The following is a 15,614-nucleotide window of genomic DNA, read 5'->3' as shown; positions in this document are numbered from 1 at the left end:
CATTCCATTCACCAGATAAAGCTTTGAAATTATTGCGTCTTTTATAATACAGCCTTAGGATATCTGGATACTGAAAGTAAAAAAGATACGAATGATCGATTATCAGACGTATCCTATACGTATTATACACTCATCATTTCAGGATCATCCTGTACGAGTGTTTCAAATTGATCCACTGGAACCGGTTTAGAGAATACATATCCTTGAATAGCATCACATTCCATACTTTTTAACAACTCTACCTGTGGTATCGTTTCTATCCCTTCGGCAATTGTTTCCATTCCTAATTTCTTAGCTAAACTGATAACTGTTTCAACAATGTCTTCTCCACGTTTATCATTTTCACTACTGAAGGAAACACGATCAAGTTTTAGAATATCCACAGGAATCTCTTTGAGCACATTTAAGGATGAATAGCCACTGCCAAAATCATCCATAGAACATTTATAGCCATATTTATGAATTTCATCTATAATGGTTTTTAACATTTCCAAATTCTCAAATACAACTATCTCTGTCAATTCTATTTCAATATACTGATCCGGTATTTCATATTTTTGTTGTATCTTTCGATATTCTTCTAAAAAGTTTGGATGATGAAGATGATTTCTTGATAAATTTACTGATATCGGATGAACGATTTTCCCTTCATCGATCCATTTACGTAAGATCTTACATACAACTTCAAAAACATACATATCAAGTTTAATAATAAAATCATTTTTCTCAAAGAAAGGGATAAAGTCATCTGGTGGAATCAAGCCTTTTTCTGGACTGTCCCATCTTACTAAAGCCTCTGAGCCAATAATCTTACCCGTCTTTAAACTAACCTTAGGTTGTAGATATATGATAAATTCTTCTTCATCCAGAGCCTTTTCCATCATGTTTTCCATTTCTTTTTCTTTCAGCAACATCTGATGTTCTAAGTCATTATAGAAAACAATATTACATAGATAATAGTTTGGAATATTTTTATTTGTCTTACGCGCTATATTGGCCTTATCACGTACGACGATTAATTCCTGTGCATCATCTTTTACAATATAACAGCCACAAGATAATGGAATATAATAAGGAAGCTGACGCTCTTGATTATATTTATTAATCTCATCCGCGATGCTGTGTAAACGTTCCTTAATCTTCCCTTCATCAATCGTATGCAAATAAATATTAAAGTTATCCGCATTGACGCGGGTAACAAATTCATCCTTAGCTAAATGTTTCTTGATACACACATATACATGTCGTAATACTTTATCGCCATTTTCACTGCCAAAGCTGGCATTAATTAATTTAAATTTACGCAAATCTAAGGATATAAAAGTATATGGTACAAAGTCTTTCGCTCGATCTAAGAGTTCTTTTTCGAACCGTACTTGCGTAAATCCTTGTGTGATAGGATCAATATAGGCGATATTTGTTATTTCTTTATTCTTTTTATTCGATGTGTACAGTAAAAACGCAATGAAGATAAAGAATACAACCGCTATGCCTAAAGCGAGAACGGCGATTGCAAGACTGATGAAATTTTGAATATTCTGACTATACATCGTAGAAGGTACGATGGATAAAAGATACCAATCACAATTATCTAATGGAGTATAAGTGAGTGTTCGCATATTATCGCCATTTACCTTAAACGTAATGGTACCTTTTTTATGATTAGCAATATCTTGACAAAACTTTTGGAATTACATTGAAGATGTAATTTCAGCTTTTGCTGGAAGGTGTTCAAAAAGTTATCACCATCAATTAATGCATTTTTATTTTTGGAATGTAAAATATAATCACCATTTTTCGCTATGATATGTGAAAACCCGGTACCTGAAAATGATTCTGTATTCAGCAATAATTTCATGGTTTCAGGTGGTATTCATCCTACGATTGCGCTAATATTATTATCCTTTCCTTTATAAGGTACTGCATAAACAGCCCCTTTTTCATCAAAAATTTTCAACAGCTTATCGCTTACACTCACTTGCCCATGCATAGCTTTTGCTACACAAGTTAGTTGAGATACATCTTTTAAAGGATGGTTCTTCACCTTTAGCATTCCCTTATGATCAACAGTGCCAATCCATTCAAAAGCTCCACCTTCATAAGCATCATAAAGATACGCTTCATAAGCGGATTCATCCAGATATGCTAAAGAGTTCGATAGCGTTGCTAAGTAAGAAAAATTTGTTTCGACACGTTGCGTCACTTTGTAAGAAGTTTGTTGTGATATTTCATGGAGATAATTATTAACTTCTGTGTTTACGATATCTTTTCCTTTTTGCGTAAGTAAAAAAGATAAACTAATGATAAAAACGATAATTACTACTGTCGAAAAGCCCATCATCTTTCTTTGCTTCTTATTCATCCATATATTTTTTAGCATATTTTTCCTTCAATAACCACACAATTTTTCAGTATACCATAGCAAAAGCAGAAATGTAAAAAATATAACACTTTTTATAACCACTTTTAATCCAAAACTATAAAATATCGTTAAAATATTAAGAATCATTTGGTTATCTTTTTGATTTATGTATACGTAAATACCCTTTGCATAAAGAATGATACTATTCTAAATATATCAAGGTTCCATAGTGTCATTGTATAGAAGAATACTAATCGATTATTCCATAGGAACGTACAGTTTAACTATAAAACCATTTATTATGCATATTCATCTTCCATAGTTATAAAATATACAGAAAAAAAGTCTTAATCCTATTCTGTTAATAAATAGGATTAAGACTTTTTCATACATTTACGCTTATCAGCTTTTTAATATACGGCCTTGCTCTGCCATCCTTTATAAACACCTTGATAAGCTGTGGCAACATCTGCCAGATAATAAACATTGGACATCAGTTTTACCTTATCCATCGGTGTGATATGAAGAACGATCAACTCAAATTCTTCACTGCCTCTGGTAATAACATATCCACGATTTATCACAACGCTTTTAAACTGGTTCATGCTCTCTTCATCTTGAAATTTTACGACATGCTGTACAGGGCGTTCATGATCATGGACATCCCCTTTTTGCTCCAGTGCTTCCATTCGTGCATCGGTATCTTCTTTCAATAATGCCATTTCTGCTCTGGTCAGATGCGTAAACATTTCATCATACTCTTCTTGTGTTTCCTCTTTTGCTTCATCATCCGATGTGCTTTGCACATCTTCAAATTCATCCAGACTTTCATGAGCCTCTTCAAATGCTTCATTCACTTCTTCACAACAATGTTGTGGATCACTGATCGGTGCTTCTTCAGCTGCATCTTCATTATCTTCAGGCTCATCATCGTACAGCAAACCCTGATCTAAATCAATAATTTGTTTTTCTTCTTCTTTTTTCATTTTGTAAGCAATAAGAGCTGCTGCGCTCCCTAAAACAGCTAAAATTGGAAATATCTTTTTCATTTTATCACCACTTTCATGTTTCTATTGTATCACACTTCAAAGAAAAAAATACATAGAAACTACTTTTTTCTGCTGATCCCTACACCATCTCCAAAATCATAAAATGTCGTATCATAATCCTCACGCTTTTTTAAATACTCAACAAATCGACTGATTTTGGTGACAAGCTGTCGCAGATTCCGATTTTTAATCCGTTCCTGATGTTCGACATACCCATGGAACTTAAGATTATCAGTAATGACATAACCATCTTTTATAAGATTCTTCTCATAGCGTTCAAAAAACTTTATATATTGCGCCTTTGCAGCATCGATAAACAACATATCAAATGATCCTTCCACGGTGGTTTCTAAAGCATCTCCATAAAGCAGTGTGATACGTTCTTCTAAATGTGCTTTGCGTACGTTTTCAACCGCTTTTTGATAGCGTTCCTTATCGCGTTCAATCGTCACGACGTGTATTTGTTCATCCAACAAAGCCATACGAATAGCAGAATATCCAATAGCACTGCCAATTTCAAGAATGTTCGTTAAATGGTGTTGCTGAATAAACGCACATAGAAAGGCAATTCCTTCCGGCTGCATGATTGGGACATTGTATGTTTTCGCATAGTCCTCCATCTCTTCAATTAGTTCCATGATCTCACCTCACTCAATTAGTTTTCGCTGTTGTCTTTTTATCCTCTGTTTTCTTTTTATCCTTATCTTTATCATTAAGATTGACTGGTTTTTTACCCACATGAACTTTAAAGGTTCGTACACTGCGATTTCCACTTTTATCTTTCGCAATAACGCGTATTTTATGATCGCCAGATTTTTTTGTATCCACATTGCCTTCAATACGATAATAATTATTTTGTAAATCCGTTGCTGTAGTATAAAGCAATGGTCCATCAACCGGATCGCTGACACTGATAATATTATCTTTGATATCAAATGTACCATTATACGGTATTGCTATACGTTCTTTTTTGAGAATGATTTCCGGTTTTTGTGTATCCTTCACAGTTATCTTTAAATGAATGTTTGTTTTCTCTCCATCTGCGACCACCGCATAAACAAGATCCTGTTCCCCGCATGCATGTACATTTAATTTAGGATAGGTAACAATGACGCCATCTGTATTTTTTACTAAGGCTTTACTCGTGATTGTGGTATTCCCATATTCCACTTCTGTAGCATTTTCAATAAAGTTTATCTTTGATGAAGACTTATGATACTTCTCAAAAAGGATAATTCCAATGAGCACCCCTGCCACAAATAGCATTATAAAAAATTTCTTTTTGTTCGTACTATTTTTGATCATTGTGTACCTTCTTTCATTTTCATTCATTTCATCTCAAATTGTATCATGGTTTTTTGCGGGAAACAACTTAATAGTGCTTAAGAAAACGACACCATGTCTCCATGATGTCGTTAGCTTTTTTATTTTACGAGTTCAATGATTGCCATAGGAGCAGCGTCACCACGACGTACTCTTGTTTTCACAACTCTTGTGTACCCACCATTACGATCTTTGTAAGCAGGTCCGATTTCGTTGAACAGTTTTTGTAAAGCTGTCTGACCTGTTTTTTCGTCTACAACAACGTCGCGAACGAATTTAGCAGCCTGACGGCGAGCATGTAAATCACCGCGTTTTGCTAAAGTAATCAGCTCATCAACAACAGAACGCAGTTCTTTTGCTTTCATTTCAGTTGTTTCAATCTGACCATAAGCGATCACTGATGTAGCCATGTTACGTAATAAAGCTTTACGGTGGTCAGCTTTACGTCCTAATTTACGATTCCACATTGGTTGTTAGCCTCCTTTGCGAATAATATTATTCGTATGATTTAAAGTTTAAGCCTAAATCATACAATTTATCTTTAACTTCTTTGAGTGATTTCTTACCTAAGTTACGTACTCTCATCATTTCATCTTCTGTACGCTGTGTTAATTCTTCGACGGTCTGAATGCCAGCGCGTTTCAAACAGTTGTAAGAACGTACAGACAGATCGAGATCTTCGATCATCATGACAAGACCCTTGTTCTGCACTTCACCCTGAGCTTCCTTCATGACAGATTCCATATCATTGACAGCTTCATCAACGTTTGTCAGCAGTTCCAAATGATCAATCAGAATCTTTGCTGATAATGCTAATGATTCCGCAGGACTGATGGAGGAATCACTCCATACTTCCAAAGTCACTTTATCATAATTGGCATTCTGACCAACACGTGTAGGATCTACAGAGTAAGAAACCTTTTCAATTGGTGTATAGATAGAATCCGTATAAATGATTCCTAAAGGCTGATTTGGAGTCTGATACAGCTGTTTGTTTGTGTCAGCATTTACATATCCGCGGCCAACACGCGCCTGCAGTTCCATTTCCAACATTCCGCCTTCTTCCAGAGTACAGATGTGCAAATCCTTGCTCAGCACTTCTACGCCTTCTGGACAGTAGATATCTGCACCGGTAACTTCTCCAGGACCTTGTTTTGAAATACGCAATGTATAGATCTCATCATCCTGAATTTTCATGACCAGTGTCTTGATATTCAGGATCATGGTCGTTACATCCTCAACGATTCCTGGAATAGATGTAAACTCGTGGTAAACCCCGTCAACTTTAATTGAAAATACGGCAGCTCCCGGTAAAGAGGAGAGCAAAACACGTCTTAGTGCATTCCCAATAGTTGTTCCGAAACCTCTCTCTAAAGGTTCAAATACAAACTTACCGTAGTGTTTAGATTCATCGTATTCTTTAACTTCAAAATGTGCACGTTCGAATTTTTGCATAGTATACCTCCTCAATTAAGCTTATGATTAACCACGTGGTCGTTTAGGTGGACGACAACCGTTGTGTGGAATAGGAGTTACATCGTTGATCATTGTAATTTCTAATCCCGCAACCTGTAAAGCTCTTACAGCTGCTTCACGTCCAGGTCCTGGACCTTTAACGTTTACTGATACTGTTTTCATACCATTTTCTATTGCTGCTTTACCTGCAGCTTCTCCAGCCATCTGTGCAGCAAATGGAGTGGATTTACGTGAACCCTTGAACCCCAGTGCTCCAGCGCTGGACCATGCTACAGCGTTTCCATTTTCGTCAGTAATAGTAACGATGGTATTGTTAAAAGTTGAATGAATATGAGCACATCCACGAGCAATATTCTTGCGTGCTTTACGTTTACGTGCGCCCGCTTTTACGTTTTTTGCCATTTTAATTTCCTCCTATCGTCCTATTTCTTTTTGTTTGCTACTGTACGAACTGGACCTTTACGCGTACGAGCATTTGTTTTTGTTCTCTGTCCGCGAACCGGTAAACCTTTACGGTGACGGATTCCGCGGTAGCATCCGATTTCCATCAGACGCTTAATGTTTAATGCAACCTCACGACGCAAATCACCTTCTACTTTGATAGAATCCACTTCGTTACGGATGGCATTAATCTGTTCGTCAGTTAAATCTTTTACACGGATATCTTCGCTGATTCCCGTTTTTGCCAGAATCTGTTCCGCAGTTGGGCGGCCGATTCCGTAAATGTACGTTAATGATACTACTACGCGCTTGTCGCGTGGTAAGTCAACACCTGCAATACGAGCCATTTTACATTACACCTCCATTAGTTTCCTTGTCTTTGTTTGTGTTTTGGGTTTTCGCAAATGACCATGACACGGCCTTTACGTTTGATAATGCGGCACTTATCGCATATTGGTTTGACAGATGGTCTTACTTTCATGCGTCTTCCTCCTTATTCACGACTTATTTGTGTCGGAATGTAATTCGCCCACGTGTTAAATCATAAGGTGAAATTTCAACGGTTACACGGTCCCCTGGTAAAATGCGGATGTAGTGCATGCGGATTTTACCAGAAACGTGAGCCAGTATTTCGTGTCCGTTTCCCAATTTCACTTTGAACATTGCGTTTGGTAAAGTATCAATTACTTCGCCATCCATTTCAATAACATCTTGCTTACCCATTACTTGGATGTTCCTCCTCTTTTATCTCTGTGAGTATTTCATACCCTTTTTCTGTGATCACGATCGTATGCTCGTAGTGAGCTGCCAAGCCACCATCTTTGGTGACGACACCCCAGCCATCCGCAAGTGTTCGTGTATGTGGCCTGCCTGCTAAAACCAACGGTTCGATTGCAAGCGTCATGCCTTCTTTAAGCAGAATGCCATGACCTGCCGGGCCGAAATTTGGAACTGTCGGATCTTCATGGACGGAAGTTCCAATACCATGTCCTGCATAATCCCGTGGCAAAGAAAAGCCATGCCCAAAGACATACTCTCCGATTGCATGAGATATATCAGTTAGATGATTCCCAGCCTTTGCCATTTTTAAACCTTCATATAAAGATTCTTCGCTAATTCTCAGAAAGGCTTTTGTTTCCTCGCTGATATTACCGACAGCATATGTCCATGCTGAGTCACCATGATACCCTTGATAACAGGCACCGATATCTACTGAAACAATGTCCCCGTCATGTAACATCGTATCATCTGGGACACCATGTACCATGACAGAATTTACAGATATACATGCAGCAGCTGGAAACCCGTATAAACCCTTAAATGACGGTATCCCGCCATGTTTTCGTATCGTGTTTTCCACGATTTCATTGATTTTTTTCGTAGTGATTCCAGGCTGTATAACTGTTTGCGCTGCACGATGTGCAAGCGCAACAATTATACCTGCTTTTTTCATGAATGTCAACTCCTGATTTGACTTCGGAATGACCATTTTAGTCCTCCAACGCTTTCAGGACATCGCTCCAGACGTTTTCGATTGGTTGATCGGCATTGATTCTTGCGACAATTCCTTTCTGCTCATAGTAATCCAGAACAGGAGCTGTCTGTTTGCTGTATTCATCCAGTCGTACGGTAAGACTTTCTACCGTATCGTCTTTTCGCTGATATAGATCTCCACCACATACATCACATTTACCTTCTACCATAGGAGGTTTGGATTGTAAGTGATAGATCTCTCCGCACTCTTTACAGAGACGGCGGCCGGTGATTCTGCCAGCCAGAACATCAAAGGGAATATCCATGGCAATGACTTTGTCGATGGATAATGCCCCATCGCCAGCCAATGCATCAAAGGCCTTTGCCTGTTCTAAAGTTCTTGGATAGCCATCTAGAAGAAAGCCGTTTTTCTTATCTTCCAGTTTATCCAGATAGCTTTTCACCATATTGTTTACCAGTTCATCAGGGACGAGCAGTCCTTTGTCCATATAGCTTTTCGCTTCAAGACCAAGTTCTGTACCATTCCCGATTTCACTGCGGAAAATATCTCCTGTTGAAATATGATTCACATTAAATTTTTCAACGATTTTTGCGGACATCGTACCTTTACCGGCACCAGGACCGCCCATAATCAAGATATTCATAGGTTCACCTTCTATCTCTGAAGAAATCCACGGTAGGACTTCTGCGTCAGACGACCTTCGATCTGTTTCACGGTTTCCATTGCAACACCTACGACGATGATGATACCAGTACCGCCGATACCCATAGAGCTAGGCAGATTTGTAAATAATGGAAGAGCATGAGGCAGAACTGCGATGAAAGCCAGTCCAATTGCGCCTAATACCGTGATTCTGTTTAATACCTTGTTAATGTAATCTTTGGTTTCCGTACCAGGACGGATACCAGGGATATATGTTCCTGATTTACCTAAGTTCTCGGCAATCTTTTCCGGATCTACCTGTAACTTCGTATAGAAGAAGGTAAATAACAGAATCAATACCACATAGATAACCAGGCTCACTGGTGTTTGCATACCCAGGTAATACTCTACGGTACTTACCCATTCAGCAGCCGTTACCATCTTAATGATGGAAAGTGGCGCCACCATGATAGCAGAAGCAAAGATAACAGGAATTACACTGGCTGAATTGATTTTCAGCGGCAGGTATGTCATGTCTTTCTTGCGTGTTGTTACCGTGCTGGATGTATACTGAATTGGAATCTTACGTTCCGCTGTCTGCATGAAGACAACAAAGATGATGATCAGCAGATAGCATAACAGGAAGCCGCCAAAGCTCAAGATTCCATTAAAGGTTGCAGAACTGCTGGATGTATCGACAAGCGTTCCCCAAGCTGTTGCGAACTGATGTGGAAGTCTTGCGATAATGCCAGCGGCGATGATCATAGATACCCCATTGCCAACACCCTTCATCGTAATACGGTCACCGATCCACAAGATGAACATGCTGCCACCTGTTAAGATTGTTGCAATATAAAGGATGCTTGACCAACCATTGCCATTGACCAGTAAATCCGGATAGCTTCTTGAAAAGCCATATATTAGCGTTGAAGCCTGGAAGAAGCTCAAGACAACTGCCAGGTAACGTGTATAACGATCAATTTGTTTTTTACCGGATGCGCCGCCTTTGGCAAGTTCTGTCAAAGCCGGAATAACATCCATGGATAATAACTGAATAATAATAGATGCGGTGATGTAAGGGCCGACTCCCATAGCAAAAATGGACATCTGTTCCAGACCTCCACCACCAAGCAGGTTGATCATATCAAGCAGTGAATTGCTGGATTTCGTCAGCGATGTCGTATCTACGCCCGGTACAGTGATTGCTGTACCAAAGCGGAAGATAAACAACATGGCAAGAGTAAAGAATATTCGATTACGAATATCTTTATTCTTGAACATGCTGGTAATCGTGCTAAGCATACTAGATAACCTCTGCTTTTCCGCCTGCTTGCTCGATTATCGTTAAAGCTGATTTAGAGAACTTGTTAGCTTTCACTGTCAGTTTCTTTTCTAATTCACCTTCGCCTAAGATCTTGATTCCATCTAATTCTTTTCTTACCAGACCGCATTCAATCAACAGTTCTGGAGTTACTTCCGTACCATCTTCAAAACGATTTAAAGATGCTACATTTACGATTGCATACTCTTTACGAGTAAAGTTTGTAAAACCACGTTTAGGCAAACGTCTTGCTAATGGTGTCTGTCCACCTTCAAAACCTAAGCGAACGCCTCCGCCAGATCTTGCTTTCTGACCTTTATGTCCTTTACCAGCAGTTTTACCGTTACCAGAAGCATGACCGCGTCCTACACGGTAGCTTGCTTTTCTGGCACCTTCTGTATATGTCATTTCATGTAATTTCATGTTCTAATTCCTCCTGTTAACCGCGAATTTCTTCTGGTTTTTTACCACGGAGACGAGCAACATCTTCAATCGTTTTCAGATCTTTTAATGCTGCAATCGTAGCACGAACCATGTTGATTGGCGTACGGCTTCCCAGACATTTAGACAGGATATCGTTGATACCAGCCAGTTCCAATACGGCACGTACAGGACCACCAGCGATAACTCCGGTACCTTCTGTAGCAGGGCGCAGGAAGATTTCTCCAGCTCCGTAACGTCCAGTGATTTCGTGAGGAATGGTAGTTCCTACGATAGGTACGTTGAATACGTTTTTCTTAGCGTCTTCAACAGCCTTTTTAATAGCATCAGGAACTTCGTTTGCTTTTCCTGTACCAAAGCCGACACGGCCTTTTTTGTCACCGATGACAACCAATGCAGCAAAACGGAAGCGGCGTCCACCCTTTACTACTTTAGTTACACGGTTGATGGTAACGACGCGTTCTTCAAATTCTTTTTCAACGTCGCGATTTCTTCTTGGTTTACGTTCCATTCGCATAACCTCCTAAAATTTCAAGCCGGCTTCTCTAGCCGCTTCAGCCAAAGCTTTAACTCGACCGGTGTAAACATATCCACCACGGTCAAATACAACATTTGTGATATTCTTTTCAAGTGCGCGTTTCGCAACCTCAGCGCCAACGGTTTTGGCAGCTTCAACGTTACCACCGTTTTCCAGTTTCATTTCAACACTGCTAGCGGCTACTAATGTAGTACCGTTAACATCATCAATGATCTGCGCGTGAATGTGGCTGTTTGAACGGAAAACGTTCAGGCGGGGACATTCAGGAGTACCGCTGATTTTGGTACGAACACGCAAGTGACGGCGTAAACGCTCATCATTTCTAGATACTTTCTTAAGCATTGTTCAATTTCTCCTTTCCCACTATTTCTTACCTGCTGTTTTACCTTCCTTACGACGAACATATTCACCTTTGTAGCGAATACCTTTGCCTTTGTAAGGTTCTGGTTTTCTTACAGCACGAACATTTGCAGCGAATTCACCGACACGCTGTTTATCAATTCCGGACACTTTAATAGCTGTCGCAGAAGTACATTCTACGCTCAATCCTTCTTCGATAGCAAATTCAATTGGGTGGGAGTAACCAACATTCAGTGTCAGTTTCTTACCGCTTACGGCAGCACGGAAACCGATACCAACCAATTCCAGTTCTTTGGAATATCCGTTAGTAACACCTTCAACCATGTTAGCCAGCAGAGCACGTGTAGTACCATGCAGCTGTTTTGTGTGTTTCTGTTCGTTTGGACGTGTTACGCTCAAAACGTTTTCTTCAATTTTAATACCCAATTCCGGGTTAAACTGACGAGTTAAAGTTCCCTTAGGTCCTTTAACAGTCACCTCATTCCCAGCAGCGATGTTTACTTCAACGCCAGCAGGAATGGTAATCGCTTTATTACCGATACGTGACATTCTTCTTTACCTCCGTCTAGATTACCACACGTAGGCGATAACTTCGCCACCAACGTGTTTAGCTCTAGCTTCTTTATCTGTCATTAAACCATGAGATGTAGAGATGATTGCAATACCCAGACCGTTCAATACGCGAGGAACTTCGTCCACTTTTGCGTAAGCACGTAAACCAGGTTTAGAAACTCTCCGTATTCCATTGATTACTTTTTCGTTGTTAGGTCCATATTTCAGTGTAACATTGATGGTTTTCTTAACGTCACCTTCAACGTTGTAATCTGTAATAAAACCTTCTTCTTTTAAAATCTTTGCGATTTCGATCTTTTCTTTATTTGCAGGTACTTCTACAACTTCGTGACGAGCCTGAACTCCATTACGAATTCTAGTCAGCATATCTGCAATCGGATCTGTCATTATCATCATGACTGTATTCCTCCTATCTGATTACCAGCTCGCCTTTTTTACACCCGGAATCTGACCCTTGTAAGCCAGCTCGCGGAAGCAAATACGGCAGAGTTTGTATTTACGTAAAACTGAGTGAGGACGGCCACAACGTTCACAACGTGTGTACTCACGCACCTGGAACTTCTGAGGACGTTTTGATTTATTAACCATTGCTTTTTTTGCCATACTGTAAGTCCTCCTATTTCTTGAAAGGCATGCCTAATTCTTCAAGCAGCGCCTTTGCTTCTTCGTTTGTTTTTGCAGTAGTAACGATAACGATATCCATACCACGTACTTTGTTAACCTTATCGTAGTTGATTTCTGGGAAGATCAGCTGTTCTTTAACACCCAGTGTGTAGTTTCCACGGCCATCGAAAGATGTTGTAGAAACACCACGGAAGTCACGCACGCGTGGCAATGAGATGTTCATCAGCTTATCCATGAAATCATACATCTTCTCTTTACGTAAAGTTACCTTACATCCGATAGGCATACCTTCACGCAATTTGAAGTTTGCGATAGATTTCTTTGCTCTTGTGATAACTGGAGCCTGTCCAGTGATCTGTGCCAATTCAGCTACGGCTTCGTCCAATACCTTTGGATTCGCGATTGCTTCACCGATACCCATGTTGATAACGATCTTATCTACATAAGGAACTTCCATAACTGACTTGTAGTTAAACTTTTTCATTAAGTTAGGCACAACTACATCTGTATATTTCTGATTTAGGCGGTTCATCCTTTAACCTCCCCTACTTAATTTCAGCGCCGGTTTTTTTATAGACGCGAACCTTTGTTTGATTGCCTTTTTTGTCTTCTTTGATTTCAAATCCAACACGGCTGGCTTTCTTAGCCTTGCTATCGTAAGCCATAACATTGCTAACATGGATTGGCATTTCTTTTTCAATAATGCCGCCATCTGGATTAGCCTGAGATGGTTTCAAGTGTTTTTTTACAACATTTACACCTTCAACGATAACTTTGTTTTCCTTAGGGAAAACTTTGGTTACTTCTGCAACAGTGCCCTTGTAAGCACCTGTAATAACCTGAACCTTATCACCTTTTTTGATTTTCACAAAGACACCTCCTTACAGCACTTCTGGTGCCAAAGACACAATTTTCATAAAGTCTTTGTCACGCAGTTCTCTTGCTACTGGCCCGAAAATACGAGTTCCACGAGGTGTGTTATCGTCTTTGATCAGGACAACAGCGTTGTCATCAAATTTGATGTATGTTCCGTTGTCACGGCGAACGCCACGTTTTGTACGTACGATTACACCTTTGACTACGTCACCTTTTTTTACAGTTCCACCAGGAGCAGCCTGCTTAACAGCACAGACAACGATATCCCCGATGTTTGAAAACTTACGAACGCTTCCACCTAAACAGCGGATAACCAATACTTCTTTGGCACCTGTGTTGTCAGCGACGCGTAATCTACTTTCATTCTGGATCATGAATGTCTACCTCCTAGCGCCTACAGCTGTACAGCTTTTTCGACGATTTCAACCAAACGGAAACGTTTTGTAGCAGACAATGGACGAGTTTCCATAATAACTACCTTATCTCCGATTTTCGCTTCATTGTTTTCGTCATGAGCTTTAAACTTCTTAGAATATTTTACACGTTTTCCATATAATGGATGTGTTTTCTTTGTTTCAACGACTACAGTAATCGTTTTATCCATCTTATCGGAAACAACTGTTCCACGATATACTTTACGGTTAGATCTTTCCATAACTTAGTGATCCTCCTTAATCCTGATTGCTAAGCTCGCGCTCAGTCAATACGGTTTTCATACGGGCAATGTCTTTCTTCACGGTTTTTAAGCGTGCAGTGTTCGTCAACTGTCCGGTTGCTTGTTGGAAACGAAGATTAAAAAGTTCATCTTTAAGCGTTTCGATCTGTTGTGCAATTTCAGTGTTACTTAACTCTCTGATCTCTTTCGCTGTCATTATTTCTCTTCTCCTTTTCTAACAAATTTCGTCTTCACTGGCAGTTTGTGAGAAGCCAGACGGAATGCTTCACGTGCAACTTCTTCTGGAACACCAGCAATTTCAAACATCATACGTCCTGGTTTTACAACTGCTACCCATCCTTCAGGTGCACCTTTACCAGAACCCATACGTACTTCAAGAGGTTTTTTCGTTCTTGCCAAGTGAGGGAAGATACGAATCCAAACTTTACCACCACGTTTCATATAACGTGTCATGGCAATACGGGCAGCCTCGATCTGGCGGTTACTTACATAAGCACCAGTGTCAGCCATCAGACCATATTCACCAAAAGATACTTCACGACCGGCTTTCGCACGTCCTTCGTAGCTTAAACGGTGAGGTCTTCTATATTTTGTTCTCTTAGGCATCAACATAATTTAGTTTCCTCCTTCCGCTTTCTTAGGAGCATTTCCAGCAGCGTTGTTTCTCTGGCTGTTGTTGCGGTTACGGTTGTCGTTACGATTTCCGCCACGGTTGTTGCGACGGTTACGACGACGATCGTTCATATTGTTCTTAGGAGCTTCTGGTTCCTGAACCATCTGTCCTGGCAATACTTCACCACGGCAGATCCATACTTTAACACCTAAACGGCCATACTGAGTAGAAGCTTCTTCCCAAGCATAGTCGATGTCAGCACGCAATGTATGCAGAGGTACAACACCTTCGCTATAACCTTCAGTACGCGCCATATCAGCTCCGCCTAAACGTCCAGATACAGCAGTCTTGATACCTTTGGCACCAGCACGCATTGTTCTCTGGATAGCTTTTTTCTGAGCTGTACGGAAGCTTGCACGCTGTTCCAACTGGTCAGCAATGCTTCTAGCAACCAAACGAGCATCCAAATCTGGATTAGCGATTTCCAGAACTTTTACATAGATGTTCTTTCCACCAGTTAATTTTTCCAGTTTCTTCTTCAAGTTTTCAATGTTTTCACCGTTTGTTCCGATGATCACACCAGGACGAGCTGTACGGATCATGATCTCAACACGGTTTTTAGAACGTTCAATTTCAATTCTTGATACGGAAGCTGCCTTCAGTTCAGCGAATAAGAATTCACGAATTTTAACATCTTCCAGTAAAAGATCGGCATAATCTTTGTCAGCATACCATCTGGATTCCCAGTCACGGATAACACCGACACGCATTCCGATCGGACTAACTTTCTGTCCCATGAGCTAC

General features: G+C 40.0%; 27 protein-coding genes. All 27 read right to left on the bottom strand.

The features are described 5' to 3' along the window. Window positions 1–122: 122 nt before the first annotated feature. The 27 genes from KJS44_RS01715 to rpsC all read right to left on the bottom strand — a co-directional run bounded on the left by KJS44_RS01715 (window position 123) and on the right by rpsC (window position 15,607). Complete coding sequence (locus KJS44_RS01715) at window positions 123–1,619, bottom strand: putative bifunctional diguanylate cyclase/phosphodiesterase (RefSeq protein WP_119957640.1); 1,497 nt, start codon at window positions 1,617–1,619, stop codon at window positions 123–125. A gap of 254 nt (window positions 1,620–1,873) precedes the next feature. Next, window positions 1,874–2,380 carry a hypothetical protein gene (locus tag KJS44_RS14480; RefSeq protein WP_008690062.1) on the bottom strand — a complete coding sequence of 169 codons (507 nt, stop codon included), beginning with the start codon at window positions 2,378–2,380 and terminating at the stop codon, window positions 1,874–1,876. Window positions 2,381–2,772: 392 nt separating this feature from the next. Beyond that, entirely contained in the window at window positions 2,773–3,411 is a 639-nt protein-coding gene (locus KJS44_RS01710; protein WP_008690065.1) for a ribonuclease E inhibitor RraB, read from the bottom strand. Window positions 3,412–3,470: 59 nt separating this feature from the next. Then, on the bottom strand, window positions 3,471–4,049 hold the full coding sequence (locus tag KJS44_RS01705) for an O-methyltransferase (RefSeq protein WP_008690066.1): 579 nt from the start codon (window positions 4,047–4,049) through the stop codon (window positions 3,471–3,473). A gap of 13 nt (window positions 4,050–4,062) precedes the next feature. Next, a complete protein-coding gene (locus KJS44_RS01700) occupies window positions 4,063–4,716 on the bottom strand; it encodes a hypothetical protein (protein ID WP_008690067.1) in 654 nt (217 codons plus the stop codon). Window positions 4,717–4,835: 119 nt separating this feature from the next. Then, window positions 4,836–5,201, bottom strand: coding sequence for a 50S ribosomal protein L17 (gene rplQ / locus KJS44_RS01695; protein WP_008690068.1), 366 nt, complete (start codon window positions 5,199–5,201; stop codon window positions 4,836–4,838). A 28-nt stretch (window positions 5,202–5,229) separates the two neighbouring features. Beyond that, window positions 5,230–6,189, bottom strand: a complete 960-nt coding sequence (locus KJS44_RS01690; RefSeq protein WP_008690069.1) for a DNA-directed RNA polymerase subunit alpha — start codon at window positions 6,187–6,189, stop codon at window positions 5,230–5,232. 27 nt (window positions 6,190–6,216) lie between these two features. Further along, a complete protein-coding gene (gene rpsK / locus KJS44_RS01685) occupies window positions 6,217–6,612 on the bottom strand; it encodes a 30S ribosomal protein S11 (protein ID WP_008690070.1) in 396 nt (131 codons plus the stop codon). A 20-nt stretch (window positions 6,613–6,632) separates the two neighbouring features. Beyond that, the gene (rpsM, locus tag KJS44_RS01680) at window positions 6,633–6,998 is read right to left on the bottom strand and encodes a 30S ribosomal protein S13 (protein ID WP_008690071.1); all 366 of its coding nucleotides are present in this window, start codon (window positions 6,996–6,998) and stop codon (window positions 6,633–6,635) included. Between the two features lie 17 nt (window positions 6,999–7,015). Further along, window positions 7,016–7,132, bottom strand: a complete 117-nt coding sequence (gene rpmJ, locus KJS44_RS01675; protein ID WP_008979808.1) for a 50S ribosomal protein L36 — start codon at window positions 7,130–7,132, stop codon at window positions 7,016–7,018. 23 nt (window positions 7,133–7,155) lie between these two features. After that, window positions 7,156–7,374: a translation initiation factor IF-1 gene (infA, locus tag KJS44_RS01670; protein WP_008690072.1), complete on the bottom strand. Its 219-nt coding sequence runs from the start codon at window positions 7,372–7,374 to the stop codon at window positions 7,156–7,158. Beyond that, the gene (map, locus tag KJS44_RS01665; protein ID WP_008690073.1) at window positions 7,367–8,140 is read right to left on the bottom strand and encodes a type I methionyl aminopeptidase; all 774 of its coding nucleotides are present in this window, start codon (window positions 8,138–8,140) and stop codon (window positions 7,367–7,369) included. Before map ends, infA begins: the two co-directional genes overlap by 8 nt. Before the next feature lies 1 nt (window position 8,141). Next, complete coding sequence (locus KJS44_RS01660; protein ID WP_008690074.1) at window positions 8,142–8,789, bottom strand: adenylate kinase; 648 nt, start codon at window positions 8,787–8,789, stop codon at window positions 8,142–8,144. Between the two features lie 11 nt (window positions 8,790–8,800). Then, a complete protein-coding gene (gene secY, locus KJS44_RS01655) occupies window positions 8,801–10,090 on the bottom strand; it encodes a preprotein translocase subunit SecY (RefSeq protein WP_008690076.1) in 1,290 nt (429 codons plus the stop codon). A gap of 1 nt (window position 10,091) precedes the next feature. Continuing rightward, entirely contained in the window at window positions 10,092–10,532 is a 441-nt protein-coding gene (gene rplO, locus KJS44_RS01650) for a 50S ribosomal protein L15 (protein WP_008690078.1), read from the bottom strand. Window positions 10,533–10,548: 16 nt separating this feature from the next. After that, the gene (rpsE, locus tag KJS44_RS01645) at window positions 10,549–11,061 is read right to left on the bottom strand and encodes a 30S ribosomal protein S5 (RefSeq protein ID WP_008690080.1); all 513 of its coding nucleotides are present in this window, start codon (window positions 11,059–11,061) and stop codon (window positions 10,549–10,551) included. Window positions 11,062–11,073: 12 nt separating this feature from the next. Then, window positions 11,074–11,430 (bottom strand): 50S ribosomal protein L18, encoded by a 357-nt coding sequence (gene rplR, locus KJS44_RS01640; RefSeq protein WP_008690082.1) that lies wholly within the window; start codon window positions 11,428–11,430, stop codon window positions 11,074–11,076. 21 nt (window positions 11,431–11,451) lie between these two features. Continuing rightward, a complete protein-coding gene (gene rplF, locus KJS44_RS01635) occupies window positions 11,452–11,997 on the bottom strand; it encodes a 50S ribosomal protein L6 (protein ID WP_008690084.1) in 546 nt (181 codons plus the stop codon). A 21-nt stretch (window positions 11,998–12,018) separates the two neighbouring features. After that, window positions 12,019–12,414, bottom strand: a complete 396-nt coding sequence (gene rpsH / locus KJS44_RS01630) for a 30S ribosomal protein S8 (RefSeq protein WP_026006681.1) — start codon at window positions 12,412–12,414, stop codon at window positions 12,019–12,021. A 24-nt stretch (window positions 12,415–12,438) separates the two neighbouring features. Further along, the gene (locus tag KJS44_RS01625) at window positions 12,439–12,624 is read right to left on the bottom strand and encodes a type Z 30S ribosomal protein S14 (protein WP_008690087.1); all 186 of its coding nucleotides are present in this window, start codon (window positions 12,622–12,624) and stop codon (window positions 12,439–12,441) included. Between the two features lie 13 nt (window positions 12,625–12,637). Then, window positions 12,638–13,177, bottom strand: a complete 540-nt coding sequence (gene rplE / locus KJS44_RS01620; protein WP_008690089.1) for a 50S ribosomal protein L5 — start codon at window positions 13,175–13,177, stop codon at window positions 12,638–12,640. A 13-nt stretch (window positions 13,178–13,190) separates the two neighbouring features. Further along, window positions 13,191–13,514: a 50S ribosomal protein L24 gene (rplX, locus tag KJS44_RS01615; protein WP_008690091.1), complete on the bottom strand. Its 324-nt coding sequence runs from the start codon at window positions 13,512–13,514 to the stop codon at window positions 13,191–13,193. A gap of 12 nt (window positions 13,515–13,526) precedes the next feature. Then, entirely contained in the window at window positions 13,527–13,895 is a 369-nt protein-coding gene (gene rplN / locus KJS44_RS01610; RefSeq protein ID WP_002607426.1) for a 50S ribosomal protein L14, read from the bottom strand. A gap of 20 nt (window positions 13,896–13,915) precedes the next feature. Further along, window positions 13,916–14,176 (bottom strand): 30S ribosomal protein S17, encoded by a 261-nt coding sequence (gene rpsQ / locus KJS44_RS01605; RefSeq protein ID WP_008690096.1) that lies wholly within the window; start codon window positions 14,174–14,176, stop codon window positions 13,916–13,918. A 16-nt stretch (window positions 14,177–14,192) separates the two neighbouring features. Then, window positions 14,193–14,393, bottom strand: coding sequence for a 50S ribosomal protein L29 (rpmC, locus tag KJS44_RS01600; RefSeq protein ID WP_008690099.1), 201 nt, complete (start codon window positions 14,391–14,393; stop codon window positions 14,193–14,195). Then, window positions 14,393–14,809 (bottom strand): 50S ribosomal protein L16, encoded by a 417-nt coding sequence (rplP, locus tag KJS44_RS01595; RefSeq protein WP_008690101.1) that lies wholly within the window; start codon window positions 14,807–14,809, stop codon window positions 14,393–14,395. The genes rpmC and rplP overlap by 1 nt, the downstream gene beginning before the upstream one ends. 3 nt (window positions 14,810–14,812) lie before the next feature. After that, complete coding sequence (gene rpsC / locus KJS44_RS01590) at window positions 14,813–15,607, bottom strand: 30S ribosomal protein S3 (protein WP_008690103.1); 795 nt, start codon at window positions 15,605–15,607, stop codon at window positions 14,813–14,815. Window positions 15,608–15,614: the final 7 nt, after the last annotated feature.

The sequence above is a fragment of the Longicatena caecimuris genome (assembly GCF_018406465.1).
GTDB classification, from domain to species: Bacteria; Bacillota_I; Bacilli_A; order Erysipelotrichales; family Erysipelotrichaceae; genus Longicatena; species Longicatena caecimuris.
The sequence above is the reverse complement of the archived record's forward strand: the minus strand, read 5'-3'. Positions and strand labels throughout refer to the sequence as shown.